The sequence below is a fragment of the Nitrospira sp. genome, assembly GCA_016873435.1.
In the GTDB taxonomy this organism is placed as follows: Bacteria; Nitrospirota; Nitrospiria; order Nitrospirales; family Nitrospiraceae; genus VGXF01.
Genome location: VGXF01000007.1, coordinates 1 through 25,337, shown reverse-complemented (window position 1 = coordinate 25,337; position 25,337 = coordinate 1). Strand labels below are relative to the sequence as shown.

Annotated in this window: 23 protein-coding genes, 3 tRNA genes and 1 pseudogene; 8 read left to right on the top strand and 19 right to left on the bottom strand. The window is 60.7% G+C overall.

Annotation, left to right across the window (positions count from 1 at the left end; translation table 11 throughout):
* Nucleotides 1-24 precede the first annotated feature (24 nt).
* Nucleotides 25-1,518 carry a LysM peptidoglycan-binding domain-containing protein gene (locus FJ248_05740; protein MBM4120385.1) on the top strand — a complete coding sequence of 498 codons (1,494 nt, stop codon included), beginning with the start codon at nt 25-27 and terminating at the stop codon, nt 1,516-1,518.
* Nucleotides 1,519-1,531: 13 nt separating this feature from the next.
* Here the strand turns inward: FJ248_05740 and FJ248_05735 are convergent, their stop codons facing one another.
* Nucleotides 1,532-2,308 carry a tetratricopeptide repeat protein gene (locus FJ248_05735; protein MBM4120384.1) on the bottom strand — a complete coding sequence of 259 codons (777 nt, stop codon included), beginning with the start codon at nt 2,306-2,308 and terminating at the stop codon, nt 1,532-1,534.
* A gap of 514 nt (nt 2,309-2,822) precedes the next feature.
* Between FJ248_05735 and bioF the strand changes: the two genes are divergently transcribed.
* Nucleotides 2,823-3,983: an 8-amino-7-oxononanoate synthase gene (gene bioF, locus FJ248_05730; protein MBM4120383.1), complete on the top strand. Its 1,161-nt coding sequence runs from the start codon at nt 2,823-2,825 to the stop codon at nt 3,981-3,983.
* 265 nt (nt 3,984-4,248) lie between these two features.
* Here bioF and FJ248_05725 read toward each other — a convergent pair whose 3' ends face one another.
* The 4 genes from FJ248_05725 to FJ248_05710 form a co-directional block, all read right to left on the bottom strand.
* The gene (locus FJ248_05725; protein MBM4120382.1) at nt 4,249-4,737 is read right to left on the bottom strand and encodes a hypothetical protein; all 489 of its coding nucleotides are present in this window, start codon (nt 4,735-4,737) and stop codon (nt 4,249-4,251) included.
* Between the two features lie 2 nt (nt 4,738-4,739).
* Nucleotides 4,740-5,270: a thioredoxin family protein gene (locus FJ248_05720; protein ID MBM4120381.1), complete on the bottom strand. Its 531-nt coding sequence runs from the start codon at nt 5,268-5,270 to the stop codon at nt 4,740-4,742.
* A 95-nt stretch (nt 5,271-5,365) separates the two neighbouring features.
* Nucleotides 5,366-6,100: a formylglycine-generating enzyme family protein gene (locus FJ248_05715; protein ID MBM4120380.1), complete on the bottom strand. Its 735-nt coding sequence runs from the start codon at nt 6,098-6,100 to the stop codon at nt 5,366-5,368.
* Between the two features lie 263 nt (nt 6,101-6,363).
* Nucleotides 6,364-6,441 (bottom strand) — tRNA-Glu (locus FJ248_05710).
* A 1,019-nt stretch (nt 6,442-7,460) separates the two neighbouring features.
* Between FJ248_05710 and FJ248_05705 the strand changes: the two genes are divergently transcribed.
* Nucleotides 7,461-8,096, top strand: a complete 636-nt coding sequence (locus FJ248_05705) for a peroxiredoxin (protein MBM4120379.1) — start codon at nt 7,461-7,463, stop codon at nt 8,094-8,096.
* A gap of 80 nt (nt 8,097-8,176) precedes the next feature.
* On the opposite strand, the gene FJ248_05700 is transcribed toward FJ248_05705, so the two are convergent.
* Complete coding sequence (locus FJ248_05700; protein MBM4120378.1) at nt 8,177-10,330, bottom strand: B12-binding domain-containing radical SAM protein; 2,154 nt, start codon at nt 10,328-10,330, stop codon at nt 8,177-8,179.
* Between the two features lie 237 nt (nt 10,331-10,567).
* Complete coding sequence (locus FJ248_05695; GenBank protein MBM4120377.1) at nt 10,568-10,873, bottom strand: type II toxin-antitoxin system Phd/YefM family antitoxin; 306 nt, start codon at nt 10,871-10,873, stop codon at nt 10,568-10,570.
* Between the two features lie 326 nt (nt 10,874-11,199).
* Between FJ248_05695 and FJ248_05690 the strand changes: the two genes are divergently transcribed.
* A complete protein-coding gene (locus tag FJ248_05690) occupies nt 11,200-11,430 on the top strand; it encodes a hypothetical protein (GenBank protein MBM4120376.1) in 231 nt (76 codons plus the stop codon).
* A gap of 54 nt (nt 11,431-11,484) precedes the next feature.
* Here FJ248_05690 and msrB read toward each other — a convergent pair whose 3' ends face one another.
* Nucleotides 11,485-11,919: a peptide-methionine (R)-S-oxide reductase MsrB gene (gene msrB / locus FJ248_05685; protein MBM4120375.1), complete on the bottom strand. Its 435-nt coding sequence runs from the start codon at nt 11,917-11,919 to the stop codon at nt 11,485-11,487.
* A 185-nt stretch (nt 11,920-12,104) separates the two neighbouring features.
* Here msrB and FJ248_05680 point away from each other — a divergent pair.
* Nucleotides 12,105-12,696: pseudogene (locus FJ248_05680) on the top strand (ATP-binding protein).
* Between the two features lie 72 nt (nt 12,697-12,768).
* On the opposite strand, the gene FJ248_05675 reads toward FJ248_05680, so the two are convergent.
* From FJ248_05675 to FJ248_05655, 5 genes are all read right to left on the bottom strand, one after another.
* Nucleotides 12,769-13,941: a class I SAM-dependent RNA methyltransferase gene (locus tag FJ248_05675; GenBank protein ID MBM4120374.1), complete on the bottom strand. Its 1,173-nt coding sequence runs from the start codon at nt 13,939-13,941 to the stop codon at nt 12,769-12,771.
* An 11-nt stretch (nt 13,942-13,952) separates the two neighbouring features.
* The gene (locus tag FJ248_05670; protein ID MBM4120373.1) at nt 13,953-14,297 is read right to left on the bottom strand and encodes an FKBP-type peptidyl-prolyl cis-trans isomerase; all 345 of its coding nucleotides are present in this window, start codon (nt 14,295-14,297) and stop codon (nt 13,953-13,955) included.
* 25 nt (nt 14,298-14,322) lie between these two features.
* On the bottom strand, nt 14,323-14,634 hold the full coding sequence (locus FJ248_05665; GenBank protein MBM4120372.1) for a hypothetical protein: 312 nt from the start codon (nt 14,632-14,634) through the stop codon (nt 14,323-14,325).
* 158 nt (nt 14,635-14,792) lie between these two features.
* Nucleotides 14,793-14,868 (bottom strand) — tRNA-Lys (locus FJ248_05660).
* Between the two features lie 112 nt (nt 14,869-14,980).
* Entirely contained in the window at nt 14,981-16,288 is a 1,308-nt protein-coding gene (locus FJ248_05655; GenBank protein MBM4120371.1) for an adenylosuccinate synthase, read from the bottom strand.
* A gap of 225 nt (nt 16,289-16,513) precedes the next feature.
* Between FJ248_05655 and FJ248_05650 the strand changes: the two genes are divergently transcribed.
* The 3 genes from FJ248_05650 (at nt 16,514) to FJ248_05640 (ending at nt 19,567) form a co-directional block, all read left to right on the top strand.
* Nucleotides 16,514-16,589 (top strand) — tRNA-Ala (locus tag FJ248_05650).
* A 268-nt stretch (nt 16,590-16,857) separates the two neighbouring features.
* Nucleotides 16,858-18,693 carry an ABC-F family ATP-binding cassette domain-containing protein gene (locus FJ248_05645; protein ID MBM4120370.1) on the top strand — a complete coding sequence of 612 codons (1,836 nt, stop codon included), beginning with the start codon at nt 16,858-16,860 and terminating at the stop codon, nt 18,691-18,693.
* Nucleotides 18,694-18,736: 43 nt separating this feature from the next.
* A complete protein-coding gene (locus FJ248_05640) occupies nt 18,737-19,567 on the top strand; it encodes an alpha/beta fold hydrolase (protein MBM4120369.1) in 831 nt (276 codons plus the stop codon).
* Between the two features lie 16 nt (nt 19,568-19,583).
* Here FJ248_05640 and folE read toward each other — a convergent pair whose 3' ends face one another.
* From folE to FJ248_05610, 6 genes are all read right to left on the bottom strand, one after another.
* Entirely contained in the window at nt 19,584-20,213 is a 630-nt protein-coding gene (gene folE, locus FJ248_05635) for a GTP cyclohydrolase I FolE (protein ID MBM4120368.1), read from the bottom strand.
* A gap of 2 nt (nt 20,214-20,215) precedes the next feature.
* Nucleotides 20,216-20,650: a hypothetical protein gene (locus FJ248_05630; protein ID MBM4120367.1), complete on the bottom strand. Its 435-nt coding sequence runs from the start codon at nt 20,648-20,650 to the stop codon at nt 20,216-20,218.
* Entirely contained in the window at nt 20,647-20,988 is a 342-nt protein-coding gene (locus tag FJ248_05625; GenBank protein MBM4120366.1) for a (2Fe-2S)-binding protein, read from the bottom strand. Before FJ248_05625 ends, FJ248_05630 begins: the two co-directional genes overlap by 4 nt.
* 28 nt (nt 20,989-21,016) lie before the next feature.
* Nucleotides 21,017-22,315 (bottom strand): NADH-quinone oxidoreductase subunit NuoF, encoded by a 1,299-nt coding sequence (gene nuoF / locus FJ248_05620; GenBank protein ID MBM4120365.1) that lies wholly within the window; start codon nt 22,313-22,315, stop codon nt 21,017-21,019.
* A gap of 117 nt (nt 22,316-22,432) precedes the next feature.
* Nucleotides 22,433-24,733: a hypothetical protein gene (locus tag FJ248_05615; protein MBM4120364.1), complete on the bottom strand. Its 2,301-nt coding sequence runs from the start codon at nt 24,731-24,733 to the stop codon at nt 22,433-22,435.
* Between the two features lie 52 nt (nt 24,734-24,785).
* Complete coding sequence (locus tag FJ248_05610; protein MBM4120363.1) at nt 24,786-25,211, bottom strand: DUF2294 domain-containing protein; 426 nt, start codon at nt 25,209-25,211, stop codon at nt 24,786-24,788.
* Nucleotides 25,212-25,337: the final 126 nt, after the last annotated feature.

The window sequence follows — 25,337 nt, the reverse complement described above, 5'->3', positions numbered from 1 at the left end:
CCGCTGAATTTATTCTCAAACTGCATGCGTTTAAACATCAAATCACACCTCCCCCGACACCGGATTATTCTGACTTTCATCGCTGCGGGTCTCCTGTGCGCAGGCCTGCTGCTGTACGGTGGTACGCCCGCTCTTGCGGATCGGCTCGACACAGGCGTGCCATCCTTTCAAGCCTCCGTTTTTGACAACACGCTCGACGATTTCGCAGTCGCCGAATCCGAAAACGCCGTAGCGCCCGCTTCGCCCGACAGCGACGCCGCGGCTGTAACTCTGAAGCTGCCACCCGTTGTCGCTGAGGAACTGCCGACGGAGCCGCCCGATGCCAACGACAGCAATGCTGCGGACGAGCCGGACACAGACCTGGTGGCTGAAACCGACGCGCAGGAGGGCGATACATTAATCGCGACGGATCTGCCTGACCACGGCGAGACCGTCGCCTACGGCGAACTGCCCGAACCGCAACCGCCGCAACTGCTCTGGCGGTTCAAAACGCTCTTCGGCGGCATGGGTGACATGCCGGATTCGATCCAAGAGCTTGCAGAACATCTCTCGCACATTCCGTTGGTCCGGACCGCCCGCGTGGAGCGCCACATTCGCTATTTCCAAACGTCCAAGCACGATCACTTCGACCAGTGGCTCACCCGGCTGAACCATTACAAGCCGCTCGTCGAAAAAATCTTCGCGCAGTTCCAATTGCCGGCTGATCTGGTGTTTTTGTCGCTGGTCGAAAGCGGGTTCAACCCGAAAGCCTATTCACGGGCCCGGGCGGCAGGCCCCTGGCAGTTCATGCAGGCGACCGGCAAGAGCTACGGCCTGCGCGTGGACGATTACGTCGACGAGCGCCGCGATCCGATCAAATCTACGGTCGCTGCCGCGCGCTACCTGCGCGACCTCTACGATCTCTTTGGTACCTGGCCGCTGGCCATGGCCGCCTACAACGCTGGCGAGCGAAAGATTCAGCGCGCGCTCAAGCAAGCGCGCGCGGAAAGTTTCTGGGAGATCGCGCAGACGAAATTCATCAAGCCGGAAACTCGGGAATATGTTCCCCGTTTCATGGCAGCGGCGATCATTGCCAAAAATCCGGATCAGTACGGATTCGAGACCGCTGCGACGGAGATGCACCAGTTCGAGGAAATCATCATCTCACGGCCGCTGCACCTCAAGGCCATCGCCGCGGCCGCGGATCTCTCCTATGACGAACTGCGCCGGTTGAATCCGGAGCTGCGCCGCGACGTGACGCCGCCCGACGACCGTGCCTACCATTTAAAAGTGCCCGTGGGCAGCCACGGAACGACCGAGCAGGCCGTGGCCGCCATCAAAACCTGGACGGGGCCGGTCGTTGTAACCCGCCCCCCGAAAGCTGCGGAGACGACCCCGCGGTGGTATCGGGTGCAGATGGGCGACAGTCTCAGCACGATCGCCAAACGGTTTCATCTGACGGTAGACAAATTGAAGGAGCGCAACAAGCTCTCCGGCCGCTCCATCAAAGTCGGCCAGATGCTCCTCATCGGTCGCTAAGAGTGTTCCTCGATCAGCGTGTGGCTGGTTTGCTTGAGGGCACGGGTGGCGGTGTAACCGTGGGCGCGGAGCTTCCAGGCGCCTTCTTTGCTTCCAGCGCCTTCATGCGCACCGTTGCCTCTCCGGCAAACGGCGAGTTTGGGAAAATCTTGACCAGATCCTGATAGTGGGCCAGCGCGCCTTCCGGACGCGAAACCGCCTCCTCTAACTTACCGAGTTCAAACAGCACCTGGTCTTTGTTTAACGTCCCGGGCAGCGTCACCACCATGGTAAAGGCCTTGACGGCCGCATCCTGGTCGTTATTTAGTAAATGCGCGTAGGCCATCCGCTGATAGACCAGCCCCAGCATCATCTTGTTCGTGCCGTAGGTCGTCACGTATTTATTGTAGGCCTCGATCCCGTCCTTGAGTTCCTTGTGCTGCACGAGCGCGTTGCCGAGCTGGAAAAGGGCGAGCGGGGCGCCGTGACTGCGCGGATACTGATTGATGACCTGGCGGAACTTCTCAATGGCCTGTTGAAGATGCTCGTTCGCCTTAGCCAGACTGTCCACCGGACGGTCCAGGTACAAACGCGTGGCCTCCCGGTACAAATCCTCGGCAGCCGCGTCCTGCCGACTCTCGTACCAGAGCGCACCAGCCACCGCCGCAATGGCCAGCACGGCTACCAGCAGGCCGATCAGCACGCTCGCCCGGTTCTGCTCGAGCGTGCCCAGCAGGCGCTCCATCCCACTCATGAGATGGGCTTCGTCCGCGTGAATCTCAGGTGCGTCGCGTCTGATCCGATACGTCATCGAACACCCGTCCGTCTTCCGTGCGGCCGTCCCTGACCGCGCGCCGCGCTTATACTAATGTTATTCCACCTTTGTCAATGCGCCCGCGGGCATGCTCACATTGACAGTGTCGAAGAGCCCAGTATAACGTACGGCCACGTTTCATTCTTGCGCGGCGTAAACCTCCTTCCCCCATACGGTGATGTTGCCGCTGTCGCCTTCCAGCACCGCTGATTCCGGATCAGGCGCACCGCCCTACCCAGCTGCAAATTGGCGGGGCTCGGCTGCCATCGCGCTGGGCATACTCCTGCTGGCCACGTTGGAGAACGGCGGGGAGCGGTCTAATTATGTGGGGCAATCTCCTGCTGCTGGGGCCGTCGTCGTCCCGGCCGGTATGCACGTGGCTACCTTTATGTATCAGACACCGTTTCTAACCGCCGGTCTCGGCACTTCGGGGGCCGGCGTGCTACTCTCCGTCGTCTTGGAAGCGGGGCCTGTCCGGCACAGGCCCAGAATACATTGAAGGAACCGGAACATGTTCCAGCAGCGGTTGAATGACCTCGCTCAACAGTCGCTCCTACGCCAGCTGCGCACGATTGCATCGGCCTCAGGCCCCGAAGTGACGCTCGCCGGCCGGCCAGTGATCCTCATGGCCTCAAACGATTATCTAGGTCTGGCCGCCCATCCGGCTCTCAAGCAGGCCGCAATCGACGCCACCGAGAGGTTCGGTGTGGGGGCCGGCGCAGCGCGTTTGATCTCTGGCACGCTGCCGCCGCACACAGAGCTCGAGGCCGCGCTAGCCAAATTCAAAGGTACCGAGGCGGCACTCACGTTTGGTTCCGGCTACCTGGCCAATCTCGGCGTGATTCCCGCCCTGATCGAAACCGGCGGGCTCATTCTGGCCGACCGGCTCTGCCACGCCAGCCTGGTGGACGGCTGCCGGCTAAGCAGCGCGGACTTCCGCGTCTACCGTCACAACGACATGGCCCACTTGAAATCCCTGCTTGCCAGACGAACAGCCCAACGTAGAACGTTGATCGTCACGGACGGCGTGTTCAGCATGGACGGCGATCTCGCCCCGCTACCTCAATTAGTCGAACTGGCCGGCCACTACGGTGCGCAGCTCTACATCGATGACGCCCACGGCACGGGCGTGATGGGAGCACACGGAAGAGGCACGCCGGAACATTTCAATCTGGAATCGCGAGTGCCGTTTCACATGGGGACGCTCGGCAAGGCGCTTGGTACCGGCGGCGCCTACATTGTCGGGTCATCCGCCACGATTCAGTATCTGCTCAACACGGCCCGGACTTTTCTCTTCGCGACCGCGCTGCCGCCTGCGACAGCGGCGGCGACGGTCGCCGCGCTCCGCCTCGTGCAGCAGGAACCGGAGCGCCGGGCACGACTGTGGGAAAACCGCCGGTATCTGCATGGAGGTCTGACGACGCTGGGCTTTCGGATAGCCGACAGCGCCAGCCCCATCCTGCCGATCGTGATTGGCGATACTGAAAAAACTGTGGCCATGGCTGAGCGGCTGCTTGCATTGGACGTCTACGCACCCGCCATCCGCCCGCCAACCGTCCCGAAGGGCACCAGCCGCATTCGGGTCACTGTCACCTCGGCGCACAGCCACACGCAGATGGACCGGGTTCTGGGCGCCTTTCGGACGGCGGGCGAGGCACTGCGGTTAATCTAATTCGAAATGGTATGCTGCCTTCCCACCATGGATTTGCACTGCACAACGGTTTCAATCACAATTTAGCAGGCTCTGCTGAAGATCCCGCTCGCCGACATGCAGGCGGACGAGGCACCGACGGCCGCTGGACTAGACGCTCCCGCTGCAGCCCAGCCTGCGGCCCCCGCGGTTGTTCCTCTCAGGCCCGGCGCGGCACCGGCCTCGTCCGGCGGGTTCAGCATCAAGGAGATGTGAGGACGCCCAGACTCCTCTTTTGGAGGACCGGTCAGGGTGCCTCCTGCACTCCTTCCAGATACTCCGCGATTTTCTCTACCGCGCCGGCGCTCAATTTCTGCCCGTACCAGCGCGGCATTGCCTGATCCGGAAAACCCGGCACCACATAGGCCCCCGGCTCCAGCACCGATTCCACGATATAGGCCCGGACCGTGCTGGCCCGTCCCTTGTACTGAGGGTCTGCCAGCCGCTGCGGCCCCGAGGTACCTAGCACCAGTTTCGGCCCCACGCGCCCATCCGCACCCGCGATGCCGGGAATGGTATGGCAGACTGGGCAGCCGGCCTTGATGAAGAGCAGCTCGATCGGCTCTTCGCCGGTCACCAACGGAATCATCGCCGGATCGAGTTTCGGAACAGACGACTGCTCGGAAATTGGAACCGGCTCGGGAACGGGCTTGAGCAGGGCATAGGTGGCTCCGGCTAGGATGATGCCGGCGATCAGAAAGGTCCACGCCTGTCCAGTCGACTCACGTTCGGCCACAGTCAGGCCCACTTGATAGTGCAGCCGATCGCGTGCGTTTGCGGCTCAGCTGGCGCGCGGCCGGCCAGTATTGCTTCGATCGCCTCGCGCAGAAAATGGCGCGTCACCGCGTTCGGGCACTGCCAGTTATCGTCGATTTTCCCCGTATAGCGCAGCCGCCGCGCACGATCGAAGACGAAGAGCTGCGGCGTATGGGTGGCGCCATACGCCCGCGCAACCACTTGCGTGGCATCCCGCAGATAAGGGAAGTTGAATCCCCTGGCCTTCACGCGCTCCCCCATCGGCTCGAAGCCATCCTCCGGATAACGCACATCGTCGTTGGAATTGATCGCGACCACCTGCACACCGCGTCCGGCGTAGTCGCGTTGGATGTCGATGAGGCGGCTCTCATAGGCTTGCACGTAGGGACAGTGGTTGCAGGAAAAGACGACGACGAGCGCTGTCGCGTCCAGCCAATCATCGAGAGCATGCGTGCGTCCGTCAGTGCCGGGCAACGAAAAAATAGGGGCGAGGTCACCGATCTGAAGGGACATAGCTGACGGTCAATGGTTGATGGTGAATGGGGATCGTACGGCGGGAACGGCCTTCATTCTGCTGGGCCATCATCCGGAACTAACCTGCTCCCTTGTTATTTGGCCGTGTCCATGGCGCACCGGAAACCGATGGTTGAGTCCTGATAATCCGGCGTGGCCTTCAACCGGACGGTCACGCGCAGATTGCGCGGCGGATCGCTCCAGCTCCCGCCGCGAATCACTTTTTTCTCGCCCTTCTCGGGTCCGGGCGGATTCTCCTTCGAGCTTTTTGCGTAATACTCGGCGTCATACCAGTCTGCCACCCATTCGCTGGCGTTGCCGGACATGTGATAGAGCCCATAGGGACTGGTGCCGCCCGTCTTCAAGCCGTGCCGGATACTCATGCCCTCGAGCCCGGCCGTAACCGCGATCAACGTCACCGGGTAGCTCACCCAGGGACCGCGGTTGTAATTAACAATGTCCACGAAAGGCTGCATCTCCCCCCACGGAAACCGGCGCAGATCCGTTCCGCGAGCCGCTTTTTCCCATTCGGCCTCAGTCGGCAGGCGCTTACCCGCCCACTTGCAATAGTCGATGGCGTCCTTCCAGGTCACACCGACCACGGGACGGTCTGGCGCCGAACCGGTTGCATCCTCTTCCCACAGCGGTGGATCGTGCTTAGTGGCCTCGAGAAACTTCGCGTACCGCTCAACGGTCACCTCAAACTGATCGATCCAATAGGCGCGCAGTTTCACGGCATGTGGCGGATGCTCGTTGGGATTGCCCTGATGCCAGTTCAACCCGACATCCTCCGTTCCCATCGTGAATTCACCCTCAGGGATCAATTTCATCGGCGCGGCGTCCGCCCCCTTCGGCTCGCCGGGTGGAATCACCGGCGCCTTGTTGTCATCGGCGGCGCCGAGGAGAAGCAGCCCTGCGAAAAACAGGCCGAGCACCTGAACGGAGACTTGAGACGACGTCATGTGCAACCTCGGACTAATCGACGGATACAGGACACGATCCGGTTTCAAGACTGGATACACTTAGGGTGTTTCTCTGCACGCATCGAATCCGATGTCCCGATAAAAAGCGTGCGCCCCCCACAAGCGTGGCGTGGTGTCCCCAACGGGATTCGAACCCGTGTTACTGCCTTGAAAGGGCAATGTCCTAGGCCTGGCTAGACGATGGGGACGTTCGATTGCTGCTTTGAAGCGATGCACCGGAGAGCCCCGGGGCACGGCCGTGAAATCTAACAGATGAGCTGAGGGGAGTCAAACCTTAGAGCCGGCCCTCTTCGAGCTCATCCACTTTACCCACGTCGTGATCTTCAAAGGAGGGAGTTAATACACCTAACAAGTGAATAAATTCCTAAAGAGGTCAACGCGATAAGGATAGATCATTTAAATGCGTTCAAGCGCTCCCTTGCCACAAGCCTTACATTTAGACCCTGGAGCTCTTCCAGAACCTGCGATCACTAACTTCCCACCAAAAGTACCACTGCAGTTCCCATCGAGACAAAAGGAACACCCGCATGTATTACAGCGAACGGAAATTCGCTGACCAGATTTTCCACATGCTGGACATTCCATTGTTACGACCTTCTAAAGGGGGAAAGCTTTCAGTAAGTCACCTCTTCTTCATTCGTGCGTAGTTCTCGCACCCATCCTCGTCCTTCAAATCGCACGCTTTTCCGTAATAGTTGAGGGCATCGGTGTCGCTTTGTTTCACGCCGTCGCCGTTCTCATACATCGTACCCAGATTGAAACACCCTATCGCATCGCCTCGGTCGCATTGTACTTTGTAGTCTTTGACTTCCTGGGACTCGCCTGCGCTTGAGCAACTTGAAAAGACACACGCAGTGACGAGAGTGCTGACGAGAAGGAGATAACGAAGATTCATAGATGAACCTCCGAGAAGAGACTACGGGAGAGCGAGCAGGGGTAAGTATACACTAAAAGGACTATTTGTGATTCTTCTTCCGTCGCCACCCTGCGAGATGCGCTGGCCGGGTCAGGTTTCATATGTCGATAAAACTGATCAAATCTGAGGCTAGTGAATACGCGGTCTCACGAGAGATTGGATAAGACTGTTTGGTCGTTCCGTAACTTAAGACAATGCCCTTGCACTCGTTCAAAGCCGAAGAGTATGCTACGCGTCAATCATTCGTGACGCATCACTTCATCCGAGCCAGTCAGTGAAAGGAGGCCGGCCATGGCACTGCGATTGGGAGACGAAGCGCCGAATTTTACGGCGGACACGACCGAGGGCAAGATTGACTTCCATCAATGGATTGGCGGCGGCTGGTGCATTCTCTTCTCGCACCCCAAGGACTTTACGCCGGTCTGCACGACCGAGCTGGGCTACATGGCGAAGATTAAGGGCGAATTTGAAAAGCGAGGAGTCAAAGTATTGGCTATCAGCGTGGACCCGCTGGACTCACACAAGGGCTGGATCAAGGACATCAACGAAACGCAGTCGTGCACGGTGGCCTATCCCCTCATCGCCGACCCTGAAAAAAAGGTCGCGCAACTCTACGACATGATCCATCCGAACGCGCTGGACAACATGACCGTCCGCTCAGTGTTCGTGATCGGGCCGGACAAGAAGATCAAGCTCCAGCTTACGTACCCTGCTTCCTGCGGAAGGAACTTTGACGAACTGCTCCGCGTGATCGATTCGCTGCAGCTCACGGCGAAGTTCAAAGTGGCTACGCCGGTCAATTGGAAGGACGGGCAGGACTGCATCATCACGCCAGCGGTCAACGACGAGGAGGCAAAGAAGCTTTTCCCCAAGGGGTTCAAGGCCGTGAAGCCGTACCTGCGCTACACGCCGCAACCGAACAAGTGAGGACCTGACGCGTAGCACCAGGGAACTGGAACGTCTTCCCGCGAAAGGCCGCCGCCAGGCGGCCTTTCTATTTGTGTGCGCTAGACGAGCAGCAGCCCCGCCGTCCTGACTTTTTTCCACCCGCCCGATTTGGCAAATGCCGTGCCGTGCTTCGCAGCCATCACGTCTTTCCAGACCGGATAGCGAGTCCCGGATTTCGGTGTGCACGCACGCAGCAGATCCCCCAGCCACACGGCCTGCTGAGACGGCAGCTCCAGTGTCACATCGTCGGCTCTCGTCGGCAGAATCACGCGGGACCGGCCACGCCCGGCGGATTCGACGACCGATTCGCCACCGGTCCAGACCAGCCGTCGCTCCACGGCGTGATCCTCGCGGTCCAGCGGCTGCGCCAAGACACCGGCAACCCATCGTTTCGGCAAGCGTGGCGACGACACCCGATGCGAAAACCAGTGCCGCACCGGCAGCGCCAGCCCTTCCCCTTCCAGATAATTCATCGTGGCCCGGCGCAGTCCTTCGCCGAGCCAAGCCGGCGCCTGCCCCTTGGGATCCTCGTGCATAAGATCGTTTTCGGCAAATCCGCTGAACGACGGGCCGGTAATGCGGATACCGTGCGCTGCCGGATTCAATCCGACCGGACTGTGCGCCGTCGCCACGAACTTATGCCAGAAGGCAGATTGAATCAGCCCGGCGGCGAACAATTGGCGGACCCGCTCCAGCGCATCGACGGTTTCGGCAATCGTCTCGCCCGGCAGACCGTACATCAAATAGGCATGCACGAGAATGCCCGCCTGACGAAATCCCTGCGCCACACGCGCCGTCTGGTCCACGGTAATGCCTTTTTTCATCTCAGCCAGCAGCCGGTCGGACGCCGCCTCCAGCCCCGCACTCACCGCCACGCAGCCGGAGGCCGCCAGCAGGCGGCAGAGATCCGGCGTGAAGGCCTCCTCAAAGCGAATGTTGCCCCACCAACTGATGGTCACATGCCGCTCCAGCAGGGCCAGAGCCAAATCTTTGAGTCCGTGCGGCGGTGCCGCCTCGTCCACGAAGTGAAATCCGCGCCGGCCCGTTTCGGCGATCAGGGCCTCGATGCGATCGACGAGAATCGCGCTCGGCGCGGCCTCATACCGGCCGATGTAGTCCAGCCCGACATCGCAAAAGGTGCATTGCTTCCAGTAACAGCCATGCGCAACCGTCAGCCTGTTCCAGTGGCCGTCCGACCAGAGCCGGTGCATCGGATTGAGTGTGTCCAGAATGGAGAGGTAGCGGTCCAGCGGTAGACCGTCATACGTCGGTGTGCCCGCCTGGGCCATTGTGACGTCTGGGTCGCGCGTCCCGTTGCGAACGACCACTGCCCCGCTCGTACGTACGAAGGTCCGCTTCAAATCTCCCTCCTCGCGCGTCCCTGACATATGTTCGAGTAGGCACTGCCAGGGCCACTCTCCGTCGTCAAGCATGATGTAGTCGCAATAGTCGAACACGCGCGGATCGGACAGTCGCCGTAATTCCGTGTTGACATAGCCACCACCGAGCACGATCTTTACGTCAGGCCGCTTTGTTTTGAGCGCCTGCGCGACGCGAAACGCTCCATAAAGATTGCCCGGAAACGGCACGGACAGGCCGACCACAGTCGGCGCCGTTGAGTCCACATGCCGCCAGAAGGCCTCCAGCATCCAGTTGTCGGTCAGGCTTGGTGGCGGCGCGAGAGCTTCCAGTACGGTATCGAAACGCGTGGCCGACACACCCACATGCTCCGCGTAACGGCTGAGCGCGAATTGCGGCGCCACGGTGGCCTGCACCAGATCAGCAAGGTCTTCCAGATAGAGCGTGGCCAGATGCTTGGCCTGATCAGTTGTCGACGCTGCCGGCACACGGGAACGGGCTGCAAACCGGGGCCCCTGCGGCAGGAATTGCCCCTGACAGATGCGCGGCGCCAGACTCAAGTCCCGTCCCTGGAGAAACGCCACGACCGGATCTATTGTATCCAGATAGGCCACCTCAAGCGCGAGCATCTGCCGGGCCTCGCCGGGGGCTGCGCCACCTATGGCACGAACCCCCTCGAACACGCGCGACAATCCTCCGCGCGAAAACAGGGCCAGCGCCATCTCGATGCCGAGATCGGCCTGCCGCACGCGCCAGCCCCGCGCGCGTAGAAAGCCCATGAGATAGGCGGTCGAGGGATAGGGTGTATTAAGCTGGGTTAGTGGAGGAATGACGAGCAGAACGGACGGCGTCATGGCCGTCTAGAACTATCACACCGCGCCCTCCCTGCGCCAGACACAGACGACGCTCTACCCGGCGCGCGCTGCTTGCGCACCTTGCGCTAGGTCTGGTCCGCCCGCTGTACACTGTCGGAGTGCTAGGCCCCCGGCACGAGGAAGGAACGCGGTGAGCTCACCGGGCCACGGAACGCGCAGCCTGGCTTGACGCAGCAGCACTTGCGTGATTACAGCAGCACTGATGATTACTCCGGGCTAGAGTCCCGGTAGAAATCGCCGGAGCTTGGACATGAATTCTGTCGGTGGCTGCCTGGACGCCGGTTCGTGGTCCCCGTGGTCAGTTGATTCTGCCTTGTGCTGGGTCGCCTGGAACGAGGTCGGAATGTGCTTGGCTAATTCGGGAGCGGTGCGCGTGATCAATTCCTCCCAATCCCGCCCCTCCACACCGATTAGAATAGCCGAGGGTCTGCCATGTCGCGTCACAACGACACAGGATTTTTGCGAATGATCCACGCATTCCTTGATGCATTTCTGAAGTTCGCGGACCGCGATGGTCTTCATGCCTCGACCTCCTCTACGTACACCAAAACATTTACTGCCGTATTCTTCAGAGCTATTATTTCATTGCAGACGAGTTAGAAAAAAGGCGTCAATATACTTGCATATGCGTAAATATATACTGATGATGTTCAAAAAGCTACTGTTTGCTGTTGAAAAAAAAGTGGGGACTTGAGCATCACAGCCGTGCCACGCTCTGCATAAGCACCTGGCGACCTTAGCCAGAATTCCAATTCTGTAACTAAGGAGGCCTCACGCAACTCCTGTGCACGCCTCTGTCTCGTCAGATGGTTCTACCTGCCGGGCTGGTTGCCGATTTGCTATTCACTGTGCCAGTTCCACAAACCGACGAGCCCAGCAGCAAAGCCCACGATCTGATCTGGATTATCACAACGCTCGCGCCGCGGGCAGGCATACGGGTGCGGTCTGGGCAGAACGTGGAAGGCCCGGTCGGCACGGGTGGGCACCCGGCCGTTCATGTGACGCAATTGCCCGAGATGGACTGCTCCTACGCCGCCCTCCGTCTCGGCGGCATCAACGCCGTGCTCAGGCCTGCGTGAGGAAAGCACCGGGCAGGAGATCAGGAACCCTGCCGAGCGGCTCCTGGCATCGTCTTACGCGGAGCGAAACTGCAGCGCCGCCGAATTGATGCAGTACCGCAAGCCCGTTGGGCGGGGCCCGTCGTTGAACACATGTCCCAGGTGACCGTTGCACCGCGCACAGTGGACTTCGGTCCGCCGCATGAAGAATTTCGTGTCGGTCGTGGTCCCCACTACACGCGAATCGATCGGCTGCCAAAAGCTCGGCCAGCCGGTGCCACTGTCGAATTTGTGCTCGGAGGAAAACAGCGGCAATGCGCAGCCGGCACACTGGTAGAGGCCGGCGGCATGGTTGTCGTGGTACTTGCCGGTGAAGGCCCGCTCGGTACCCTCGTGCCGCAGAACGTTGAACTGCTCTGCTGTCAGAAGGGCTCTCCACTCGGATTCGGTTTTGACCACTTTCTCGATCGGATCAGGAATGGACACGGGATTTGCCTTTTTATCGCTCATGGGGCGGCCTCCTTTCTTCCTATTCCCTTGGTCGTTTGAAACCGAGGACCGTACCCACTCCGCGAGAAATCATTGAACGGCTCGGTACCCTATGATACCTCCCCGCCGTGGCGAATGCATCCTCTCGGCGACCAAAGACATGGCTGTCCTGAAGCAGCGGCAAGGACAGCGCCTGGACGCTCTACGTGCTGCGGACCCAGCATGACGTGGACGTGGTGGGACTCCTGACGGCCGTCAATCAAACGGTCGCCCGTGTGGCCATGCACGCCGTGCGCGAGGACCTACTGGACCCCAGGCCGCAGCAACGGGTCTGCCGCTGATCAAAGTGCCACTTCCCCTTCCCTGCTCAACTGACCGTTACGAAAACACGATGCACGGCACGACCGCCCGGGCCAGAGCGGAGGGTATCACCCAGATGGCGTTCGGCAATCTGTTTCTGGAGGATGTGCGGCAATACCCCGAGCGGCGGCTGGCCGGTACCGGCATCGAGCCAATCTTCCCGCTGTGGGGGCAGTCCACCGGACAACTGGCGACCTGCATGGTCGCCTCCGGATTGCACGCCCATCTGACCTGCGTGGATCCGAACCAGTTCGATCCGGTCTTTGCCGGACGGCCTTCGACGAGTGGCTGCTGAGAGACTTGCCAACGACGGTGGACCCCTGCGGCGAGCGGAGCGAATTTCACACCTTTACCTACGCCGGGCCCATGTTCAATCGACCGATTCCCATCCCGCCCGGCCCAGTCGCCACGCGCGACGGGTTCGTGTTTACCGATCTCACATTGGTTCAGCGGTCGACAGCCAGCCCGCCCGCCCCCCCCAACGCAGGGCGGAACTCTAGTACGCGCACGTCAGACCTCCTGCTTCGACGGCGTCCGCCGCATCGAACCCTGCACGAGCGCAAACTCATAGAGTCGGCATACCAAGGCACCGTTAGAGAGCGGTGTGCGGCGGGACGGCGTCAGGCGGATCAGTTTTGGCAGACGCAAATCGGCGGTAAAAATACAGGCGCGCCAGCCGGCAAACCGCTGTTTGAGCACATCGCCGAGCTTCGGATAAAACGAGGCCAGCTCAGCTTCCTCCCCCGTCCTTAAGCCATAAGGCGGATTCATGACGAGCAGACCGGACGCCTCCGGCGGTTTCACGTCGAGCACGCTCACCTGCTTCAGCGAGACAGCCTCCGCCAGACCGGCCGCTTCCAGATTAACCTTTGTCGTCGCCAGTGTGGCACCGTTCACGTCACTGCCATAGAGTGTACGGAGCATGCCTGGGCGCTGGCGCGCACGACTCTCGTCACAGATGCCCCGCCACATACGCTCGTCGAACCCAGCCAGTTTCTCGAACGCAAAGCGGCGGCCGGATCCCGGCGCAATACCCCGTACGATCTGCGCCGCTTCGAGCAAGAACGTTCCGCTGCCACACATGGGATCGAGCAATATCTGCTCCGGCGTCCAACCAGCCAGCTTGAGAATGCCCGCAGCCAGATTCTCTCGCAGCGGCGCTTCGGTACGCACCTGGCGCAGGCCGCGCTTGAAGAGTGGCTCACCGGAAGTGTCAAGATACATGGTGGCGTACGTCGCATCCAGAAAGGTGTCGATCCGCAGGTCGGGCGTAGCCGTGTCCACGTTGGGGCGTGCCTGCCCCGCGGAACGAAAGGCGTCGCAGACAGCGTCCTTGATACGGAGCGTAGCGAAGTCGAGACTCTTGAGCGGGCACTTCTGCGCGCTGACCTTCACCTTGATCGAACGGCCGACGGAGAACCAGTCTGTCCAGCGAAGCCTCCGCGCGGCATCGTAGAGATCCTGCTCGGAACGGTAGGGCCCGTGCCAGAGCCGCCAGAGGACGCGGCTGGCGATCCGGCTTTCGAGGTTGACACGGTAGCAAAGATCAAACGGACCAGCGAAACCCACCCCCCCCGGCGTCGGGATGAGATCCTGCGCGCCGAGCGCGGTCAGTTCACCGGCCAGCACGGACTCCAATCCGCGCGGGCACGGCGCAAAAAACTGCTGGAGCGAACCGCCCATGCTACCGGCGGTTATTTCACGCCGAGCAGTTCCACGTCAAAGACCAGCGTGGCGTTCGGCGGAATGACGCCGCCGGCTCCGCGCGCGCCGTACCCCAGCCCGGGCGGGATTGTCAGCTTGCGCTTGCCGCCGACTTTCATACCTTGCACGCCCTCATCCCAGCCCTTGATGACCTGGCCGAGCCCGAGCGCAAACTGAAAGGGCTGGCCCCGGTCCACGCTAGAGTCAAACTTCTTTCCATCCGTCAGCCAGCCAGTGTAGTGCACGCTGACGGTCTGCCCGGCTTTCGCTTCAGCGCCGGTGCCGACTTTCAAATCGTCGTATTTCAGTCCCGAGGCAGTGGTCACGTCAGCCATGTCTGCTCCTTGGTTAATAAGTTACTCAGTTGAGATTGAGGAGATCGAGTCGGAAATCTTTCTCCGGTTCTGCATGATGAAATTTGAACCCGCCCGGTTCCTGGTAGTCCATCGTGATGCCGCCTAACCGCGCCGCGCTGGTGGCAGGGATTGCGACCGTCAAACCGTCGACAGACTGCTCCTCATCATCCGGCTGGACTTTATCCTCCAACGTGATGCCGAAGACCAGCTGCTGCTCATCCACGTCCGTCACCTGCACGCGGACAACGGGATCCTCCGGATGCTCGAGGACGAGCACCTTAAGCCGTTCAATGGCTGAGCGCGTGAGTTTCAGCATGCGTCACTCGTGTTTTGCCGTCAGATCCCACTCGTTGAATAGTTGTAGGTCGTATCTCACTTCGCGCGGTTTTCTAAGTTGCACCGGCTGAGGAGCCTAAAATAGCACCGGCCGTCAGCTGGCCGCTGACGGAGAGACACACAAACTCTTGAATAATATGGTGAGCCGGCTGGGACTCGAACCCAGGACCCTCGCCTTAAAAGGGCGATGCTCTACCAACTGAGCTACCGGCTCTCCGAAGACGTTATTTGTGAATCGTCATTCGTTGAAGGCAAGCCAGCTTACCATTTTCGATGGGTACTTGTTCAAGAACGAATGCCGAGTGACGGCTGCCGGGAACCGCTCGTCAGCGTTTCCGGCGGGACTTGGTCATTGGGTTGCGCAGAACGATGGTTTCCCCACGCTTCGATCCGGTGGAGATGATATCAATCGGGCAGGCTGAGACTTCTTCAACACGCGCTAGATACCGCTTGGCCTCACGTGGCAGCTTGGCATAGGACGTGATACCAGTGGTCGGCGCGGCCCAGCCCTTGAACGTTTCGTAGACCGGCGCGCAGTTCTCGAGTACGTGCAGGTCCGCCGGCATGTCCCTGTAGACCTTGCCGCCGTACCGATAGCCCTTACAGAGCTTGATCTCCTTACAGCCGTCGAGCACGTCGAGCTTGGTGACAGCGAGCGCGGTCAGCCCGTTGACGCGCGTGGCGTAGCGCGCGACAACGCCGTCAAACCATCCGCAGCGCCGGGGCCGCCCGGTGGTCGCACCAAACTCCTTTCCCCTTTCTTGTAGTCCGCCCCCAATGTCGTCCTTCAATTCTGTCGGGAACGGCCCCCCGCCCACGCGCGTCGCGTAGGCCTTGGCGATACCCAGGACGCCATCGATCTTCGTCGGCCCCACGCCCGTGCCGGTGCAGGCACCACCGGCCGCCGAGCTGGAGGACGTGACAAAGGGATAGGTCCCTCCGTCTACGTCCAGGTGTGTGCCCTGCGCACCTTCAAACAGCACGCACTTGCCGCGGTCCACCGCCTGATTGAGCAATACGGTTGTATCCACGATGGAATTCTTCAGCCGGTCGGCATAGCCCATGTACTGCTGAAAAATTTTCTCCACTTGGAACCCTTCCGCCTTGTACAGACGGTCGAGGAAGGTGTTCATCTCGGCCAGATTCTCCTCCAGCTTGCGCCGGAAGAGATGCGGATTGAGCAGATCGCCCATGCGGATGCCGATCCGAGCCATCTTGTCGGAATAGCAGGGACCGATGCCGCGGCCGGTTGTGCCGATCTTGCGCGACCCCTTGGACTGCTCGGACGCCTTCTCGATCGCCTTGTGATAGGGCAGAATCACGTGGGCCCGCTCGCTGATCACAAAGTTGCGCCCGAACTTCACGCCCTTGGTTTGCAGACCATCCATTTCCTCGATCAGTGCGGCCGGATCGATCACGACGCCGTTGCCAATGATGCAAACCTTCCCGGGATAGAGCACGCCGGAGGGCACGAGATGAAACACAAAGGTGCCGTGATGATTGATGACCGTATGGCCGGCGTTGGAGCCGCCTTGATAGCGGACGATGAGATCCGCATCGCGGGCAAGGATGTCCACGATCTTTCCCTTGCCCTCGTCGCCCCACTGCACGCCGACGATCACTACATTAGCCATGTCGTTGCTTAGCGAATAGCGAAGAACCGAAATCTTGTCCTTTGGCTACCATCCATTAGGTGCCATCTGTTCGCTTCTCCTCACAAAAGAAGAGCCCTGACCGGAGCTTGCGAGCACCAATCAGAGCCTGGTGCGCTCAATAGTAGGATGCACCGCCAAGCTTGTCAAGCAAGGCGACCCCGTGCTAGCATCGCCTTGTTTTTCGGTATGATGCGTGGTTGAAGTGGGGCTGTGGCGCAGTTGGGAGCGCGCCTGCATGGCATGCAGGAGGTCGCCGGTTCAATCCCGGCCAGCTCCACCAAACCAGCGCGGTCTGTGGTCAGACGGCTCTTGTTACCCTCTGCCCGCGCTGGTGCGCGACTGAAGCACCCTGGCTGAATCCCTGCAGGCAGCGCTAATGGGCCATGGCATGGGATTGCTGACGCAGGTGTTGCTACGCGACGGACCTTCTGTTTCGGTTAGCTTGACGATGCGTTCATCTCTCTACTTCGTCCTCCTCCTCTGAGCGGACCGTTCCGTTTGTTTCCAGTCGTCTGACGATCACACATTAGAGAACGGGGTAGTGTGCCATGCTCCAAATTGAGCACGTCTCGAAACAGTTTGCCTCCCGCATCCTCCTGACGGACGCGTCCGCCCACCTGCGTCCGCACACGCGCACCGCGCTGGTTGGCCCCAACGGCGCCGGCAAGACGACGCTCCTGCGCATGATCCTCAGCGAGGAATCGCCGGACAAAGGCACGATCCGCAAGCACCCGCGACTCCGGATCGGCTACCTTCCACAAGAGTTGGAAACGCTCGGCGGGAAGACGGTGCTGGACGCGGCCCATCGCAATCAGTATGCGGAGCACGAGGCCAAGCGCATTCTGGCTGGCTTGGGCTTCGCGCAGCAGGATTTCGATCGGCCGATCGAGACGCTTTCCGGCGGCTACCGGATGCGGGTGGCGCTAGCGCATTTGCTCCTATCGAATCCCGACGTGCTGATGCTCGACGAGCCGACAAACCACCTCGACAAGCCAACGCAAACCTGGTTCGAGGATTTCCTGCTCAAGTCGCAAATGACGATCCTCATGATCAGCCATGACACGAAATTCCTCGACAAGATCGCCACCCACGTTTGGGACCTGCGCCATCATCAGATTCAGGAGTACCGGGGTAATTATACAAAGTTCACGGAGCAGCGAGCCGAGCGGGACAGTCACGAACAAGCGGCCGCCACCCGGCAGCAGAAGGAGGTCGCCCGCGTCCAGAAATTCATCGACCGGTTCCGCTACCAAGCCAATAAGGCCAGCCAAGTCCAGTCCCGGATTAAGCAGATGGAGAAGGTCAAGCTGCTCGAGGTCCGGCGCGACACAAAGCGCGTGCGGTTCAAATTCCCCCTGCCCTCGCCCAGCGGCCGACAGGTGATCGAGATGGGGCACATCGCCAAAAGCTACGGCGCAAACGTAGTCTATGCGGATTTGAATTTTTCGCTTGAGCGCGGCCAGCGGGTCGCGCTGGTTGGCGAGAACGGCGCGGGCAAGAGCACGCTGCTCAAAATGCTAGCCGGTGTGCTGGAACCCGACAAGGGCACGCGAAGGCTGGGGCACGCTGTGACCGTGCAATACTTCGCCCAGCACCAGGCCGAGTCGCTCAATCCTGAACATACGGTGCTCGAATCGCTGGAAGAGATCTCGACCACGGCCGAGCGGAATTTCCTGCGTGGGCTGGCCGGCGCGTTTTTGTTCTCTGGCGCCGATCAGAAGAAACCGATCAAGGCCCTCAGCGGAGGCGAGCGCAACCGCGTGGCGCTGGCCCGCATGCTGGTGGAGCCGGCGAACACGTTGTTGCTTGACGAGCCGACGAACCATCTCGATCCAGCGTCGGTGGACGTGCTGACTGATGCGCTGACTGATTTTCCCGGGACAATCGTGTTCATCTCGCACGACCCGACCTTCCTTATGCGTGTCTCCACGCGCGTGGTGGAAATCGAGGAAGGCAAGGCCCGTGATTTCCACGGCGACTACGAATACTATCTCTGGAAGCGGGCGCAGGAGCTAGAGTCTATCAAGGAAACCAGCGAGGAATTGAAGCCGACAGCGGTGCAGCAGCGAAACGAGAACTCCGCCAAGCAGGCTCCGGCGCAGCCTGCGCAGAATCAGGCCCAGCGGCGCGAAATGGTGAAATCAAAGGACCGGCTGGAGAAACAGATCGCGCGGTCGGAATCCGAGATCGCCGCCTTCGAAGCCAGGATCAAATCACGCGACCAGGAACTGGCTGACCCGGCGCTCTACCAGGATTTTTCCCGCTGGAACGGTTTGCATAAGGAACAGGAGGCGTGGAAGAAAGATCTGGACCGGTTGACGGCCCGGTGGAGCGATCTGTCGCAGGAGCTGGAGTTGGTGAAGCAGAAGCTGAAAGAGGGCTAGCTCGATCGACCGTCAGGAGAATTCCGCGCAGGGACGCGGCCAGATGCTAGGCCGCAGGCGAGAAAAAAACCGCAGCCGCATGGGCACCGCAAAGATCAACGGTATCACCCTCGCCTACACGGATCAGGGACAGGGTATGCCCGTCGTGATGCTCCATGCATTTCCGCAGGACCGGATGATGTGGGCGTCGCAAGTGGCGGCCCTGTCGAAAACCTATCGCGTGATCGCGCCGGACTGCCGTGGCTTCGGCGAATCGGATGCACCGGCTGGGGCCTATACGCTGGAACAATATGCTGACGACGTCAAGGGCCTGCTGGACCATCTCTTGATCAAGCCAGCCGTCTTTGTCGGCCTGTCGATGGGCGGCTACACGCTTTTTGTGTTTTATCGAAAGTATGCCTCACACGTGAAGGCACTGGTGCTGGCAGATACACGGGCGGGAGCTGACACTGAAGAAGGAAAAGCGGGACGGCTGGCGATCGCGGCGACGGCTCAGAAAACAGGCGCAGGGCGGGTCGCCGAGATCATGCTGCCAAAGCTACTGTCCTCCGTCGCGCGAGAAACCAAACCGGAACTGATCCGCTCCGTACGGGCGCGCATCGAGCAGACACACCCGAACGGCATCGCCGGCGCTCAGATGGCCATGGCCGCACGGCCCGACTCGGTGCCGCTACTGCCGCAGATTACCTGCCCGACGCTCATTCTTATGGGTGAACTGGACGGACCGACCCCCCCGTCAGAAGGGAAGCTGATGGTCGAGGCGATCCCCGGCGCGCGACTGACGATCATTCCGCAGGCCGGCCACCTCTCCAACCTCGAACAGCCGGAAGCGTTCAACACCGCACTGCTGAATTTTCTCCAAAAACTGAAGTGAGGCGAGACCGCGGTTGTTACTCTCGAATCCGTCCGCGGTTGATCAATTTTAAAAATTCTGAGCGGGTCTGCTGCTGGGTTCGGAAATCGCCCATCATATGGCTGGTAACCGCCACCGTGTTCTGTTTTTCGACCCCGCGCATCATCATGCAAAGGTGTTGCGCCTCGATGACGACACCAACGCCCTGCGCGTTAAGCTTCTTCATGAGCGTTTCGGCAATCTGCACGGTCAGATGCTCCTGCACCTGCAAGCGGCGACTGAAGGTATCCACGATGCGAGGGATTTTGCTGAGGCCCACGACCTTCTTGTTGGGGATGTAGCCGACGTGGCACTTACCGAAGAACGGCAGGAGGTGATGTTCGCAGAGAGAAAAAAAGTCGATGTCCTTGACGATCACCATCTCGTCGTAATCAATCGGGAACAGCGCGCCGTTGAGCAGATGGTCCACGTCCTGCCGGTAGCCCCTTGTCATGAACTGCCATGCCTTAGCCACGCGCGACGGTGTGTTGCGGAGACCGTCGCGTGTGGGGTCTTCGCCCAGCGTGACCAGCATCTGCGTCACCAGGGATTCCATATCGGTGATGTCGGGCGGCCGGCCATTGCCCTGCACGCGCGCTTTTGACAAAGTCGGTTTATTCGTCGGCATGATTACCTCGTTCCTGCCACCGCCGGCCCGGCGTATTCGAACCAGTTGTCGCGCGTCTCCACCAGCACAACCTTGACTAGTTGTCCTGTCTCCAGCTTATCCACGAGCAGGTCCCAAATGAAAATGGCCAGATTTTCGCCCGTCGTCGTCTTGTCGGCAAAGGCGGGATCCCCGTTCAGATCCCGATGGTCAAACCGGCTCACGACCGTCTCCTGCACTACCCGGTCGAGCGCGGCCACGTCAGCCGCCAGTCCCGTCCGCTCGTCGATGGCTTCCCGCACTGTCACCAGCACCGCGTAGTTGTGCCCATGGCCGTTCGGATTGTTGCACTTGCCGAACACCTTCCGGTTGTCAGCCTCGGACAGATGGTCCGTGTGCAGCCGGTGCATGGCGGCGAACGTATAGCGGCGCGTGAGGTCGGTGGTCGCGGTCGTCATCGCTTTGCGTCCTGCGCCTCCTTGGCGGGCATCGGCGCCTCCCACTTCTTTTCGGGTACCCGCACAACCACGTCGCCATGAATCTTCGCTTGGCAGCCCAGCCGGTGCCAGGACTCGGTCAGCGCCTCGCGGTCCAGCAGGTCCTGTTCGTCGAACTCAATCTCGGACAAATGCTCAGGGCCGCTCTGCACCTCCACGCGGCAGGTCGTGCAGGACGCGTTTCCACCGCAGTCGTGATTGAGCGGAAAGCCCAGCCGCTCCGCCGCCTCTAGCAGCGAGCACTGCTCCGGTACCTCTCCGCTTTTGCCGTCGGGATGCAGGAACGTGACCTTGGGCATGGGACAGACTTCCTGAACGGGTTGCTGGTCAATGCGCGGCGGTGGCGGCAGCGGCCGGCCGGTTGCCGAAGGGACAGCGCTGCTGCGCAATATGCTCGTCGAACTCGTGGCGAAACAATTTCAGGCTGCTCTGCACGAGCACGGCCGCGCCGGTCACCAGCGTGCAGTAGCCGGTGCCTTTCACGAAGCCGCAGAGCTGCAGCAGGCTGTCGAGATCCTTCTGCGTCCCCTCGCCGTTCTCGATCTTCGTCATGAGCGTCGCCAGATTGTTCGTGCCCATCCGACAGGGCGGGCACTGGCCGCAGCTCTCACTCTTAAAAAAATTGGAGAATTTCAGTGTCTGGGCCACCATGCAGGTCGCATCGTCCACGACGATCACGCCGGCCGAGCCCAGCCCCGTGCCAGCCTTCTTGAGCGCGTCGAAATCCATCGGCAGGTCCAGTTGCTCCGCCGTCACCATCGAGAACGATGGGCCGCCCGGAAACACCGCCTTGACCTTGCGGCCACCCGGCACGCCCCCTCCGCACTGCTCGATCAGCGTGCGCAGCGACGTCCCCATCGGCAGTTCGTAGACGCCCGGTTTGTTCACTGAGCCGCTCAGCGAGAACAGCATCGTGCCAGGGCATTTTTCCGTCCCCACCTGCACGAACCACTCGGCGCCCTTAAGCAGAATGCGCGGAATGTTGCAAAGCGTCTCGACATTGTTCACGAGCGTCGGCTTGCCGTAGAGACCGAAGTCCGTCGGATAGAAGGGCGGCTTCTGCCGCGGCATCGCCGGCCGGCCCTGCATGGATTCCAACATTGCCGTCTCCTCGCCGGCCACGTAGCTGCCCATGCCAGTGAAGAGCTCGATCTCTAAATCAACGCCGGTGCCGAGGATGTTCTTGCCCATTAGCCCCTTGGCCTTGGCTTGCGCGAGCGCCTTCTCGAGATGCGTTCGCTCATCGGTGTAATCGTGGTTGATGTAGATGAAGGAAGCCTTCGCCTGTGCCGTGAAGGCAGCGATCAGGCAGCCTTCGAGCAACTGATGCGGATGGTTCTTGAGGAGAAACCGGTCTTTGAATGTCCCCGGTTCGTGTTCGCCCGCGTTGCAGACGAAGTAATGTTCTGAAATACGGTGGTGGAGCACCTTGTCCCACTTAATGCCGGTCGGAAAGCCGGCGCCGCCGCGCCCACGCAGGCCGGACTTCTTGAGCACATTGACGATTTCTTCACGGTTGCCGCCCTTAACGCACTGCTTCCAGGCCTCGTAGCCCCCCGTGCAGGCATAGGCCTCGAGGTCCCAGGGATCGCCGGTCGATTTTTCAAGCAGCCGTGCTTCCGCCATTACTTCTCTCGCATCACACTTAAACGAAAACGGAACCTTCACTATAAATCTTGCCCTCTCGGAACGTCAAGCAAATGGCTTCCGTGAGCCAATGTTCTCACGGTCTTATGAATAATTTTAGTAAGCGGCGGGAGCTGAGAGCGGCTGGTTCGTAACCAAATCCAACACGTGCAATGCGTCGAACGAAGCAGTCACAGTTCCCCGCGTGGCGAGGCCGATGCGGTCCAGTTTTGGAATCGCATCGTCGGTCACGGCGGCAATCTCGCGACCGTCCACGAAGATGGACAGGCGGGGCCGGCTCACGTGGGCAAAGTTGATGCGCTGTACGCGGACCACGTGCCAGGGACGCTTGATCAGTTGCACAGGCTGCCGGTCCAGCAATTCCGTTTGTCCGTCCGCGATCCGATGGATGGCCACAGTCGAAGAAGTCTGATCCAGCGTGACCACGTAGGAGAGGCGCCTCTCCGAGGTCGTCATGACGATGCCTGCTCCACTCCCTGACGATGCCGCGTCCGTACGCACGTGCACGGTCACGTCCGGATAGGCATAGCCCGTTGCCTCGGCCAGCAACAGCTCAAAACATTCGCCGGCGGCAGCCTTGCAGCCGGCGGCATGGGCCAGCACGTGCGGTGCGGTCGGCGCATCGGTGTCCGCCTTGACGGACCAGGGCGAGGCTCCATCAGGGACCGCCGAAAATCCCTGCGGCACGACGCCCACCTGATCCTTGTCGAAATCCCAGGTCCGCCAGAGGTCTTGCGGTGGCGGTGTGGCATGCACGCGCACGTCGAGTACTTCCGGTGATTTAATGATCTTGGGTGGGCCGACCGATTTGCCCTCGGCCACCAGCGCCTTCACCATGTCGTTGCCGACCAGATAGCTCCACAGGCCGCTAACGTTCGCCAGTTGCGCATGGTGCTGGCGCAACGATTCGACCGACGTCTGCACGCGGTCGGATTGTCTGGGGACGGTCAGCGCCTCTGCAACCAGCAACGCTTCCTCAGCGACCACCTTGTGCACCGGTAGGTCCGCCAGTGACTTTGCCTGCTCGGCCTCCTGCTTAGCCTGCGCAAGCCACGGATGCTCATAGCGGCGCGTCCAGAAGAGCCATTGGAGGCGGTCCCAGGCGATTTCCGAGAGCAGTTCGCCACGCGCGCGCGACGCCTTCGGGTCAAGCTTCCGCAGCAGACTTTCGTGGATGTCAAGCGCGGCTTCCGAATCGTTGTTCCACCGCTGTAACGTGCCGATGCGGCGCAACAGATCGGCGTCGGCCTGGCCGCTCCTGGCGACGATGTCATAGGCGTCTGCCGCGCGATAGAGCGCCTCCGCCACTTCTGAATGACCCATAGCCACTTCTGTCAGTTCCTGCCGCCACGTCGGCGCCTGGATCGTCCAATAGAGTTCAGCCAGGCGGCGGCGCAGCTCGTCATCGCCGGCCGAAATCCCACTGAGCGTCAGTCCGGATTTCAACAAATTGGCGTAGAGGTCGTCGCCCAAGATTCGGTTCAATCCGGGATCGGTCTTATCCAGCCGCATCAGGCGAAACAGGCGCGTCAGCCGTTCCGGCGATGGCGCCAGTTTTCGAATGTCCTTCATCTCAGCGTCAAAAATTTTTCCTGCCGACGTCCGATCCCACCAGCGGGCGGAGCCCAACAGCAGACCGCCAGCTAGATCCTTACTGCCCGATTCGGTTGCCCGACCGATGTCGTCAATACCACCGCTGGCGGTGCCGAGCAGCATCGGCGCTTCAGCAAGCCCCGCGCTAAGTACAGCCTGATCGACGGGATACCCCGCCGCCTTAAGGCCCGACAGCACCGGCACGCGCACGATGAGCTCGCGCACCGGACCATAATTCCGGACGACGCCGCTCGCCCACCAGGCTTCACCCGGCCGGAGCGCCATGGGGGCTGTCAATGGATCGGGATAGGTCACGACCAGTTCGACCAGTGTCACGTGCACCCGCACGGACGCGGAGGATCCCGCTGCCTGCAGGCCCGTCAGGCGGACCGGAAGCGTTTTGAGCAATTTGATCTGCGGAGATTTTCCGCCACCCTGCTGCCAGACGGCTGGCGAGACAAACGCGGCCGGCGCGTAGTCGCGCCAGAGGTCAGCCTTGCGGTGCGATTCGTGTAAGAGGCCGAATCCCACGCCGCGGCCTTGCGCGTTGAAGATGCCCGTTTCGGGGTCGTCCGCCAATTCACGCGTGTGAGCTGCCAGCGTCTCTTTCCAGCAAGCCTCAGCCGTGGTGGCTTTCGTCGCCCGCCGTTTCGTGAGACAGCCTAAATCCCGTTCAGCCCATGGCTGGATGCGGCTGCTCGCCATCGCCTCGGCATATTGCACAGCCAGCCGTCCATTCGGATCGGCCGGCGCGGCCGCCGCCAGCCCATCCCAGCAGAGACCTGCCAGGAAAACGACCACCAAGACACACGTGGACCTTCTATAATGATGTCCCAGTTGCATACAGGCGTGAACCTTATGATGCGCTCTTGCGAATTCCGTTCAACTCCCCGGATGTCTCGCGCTTTGCCTGCAGGCCTTCCAGATCGCGGTCGAGAGTCAGCACGATAATGCGCTCGCCCAATTGCGTATCAATGTCCGTGAATAACCCTGTCGGCTTGGCGCCCGTAATCTCTTCCATCTGCTGGCATAGCCGCTCCCGCCCCTGGGCAATTAGCGTCTGGCGGAGCCGGCGGACCATCTCAACCCCTTCCGCAGTCTTGGCCAACTGCCGTTCGGCTGGCGTCAGCACGCCCTTGAGCCGCACGAGCACGATGTCTTTTAAGATGAAGGCGCGGACGTCCTCCGGCCCGCGCCCCATGAATTCCTGCTCGAACTTGATGACCGCGTTGCGGATGGCCGTTTCCACTTCACCCCTGCTGGCACCGTTGTGATTCGATATGCACAGATCGTCCCCGCAGACCCCATCCTAAGTGAGGCCTGAGCACAATTGCAATGAAGAGGACGTGGCGGCGGATTAAAACCGTTCGCGCCGGGTAACGGACACGTCCGACACGAACATCACACC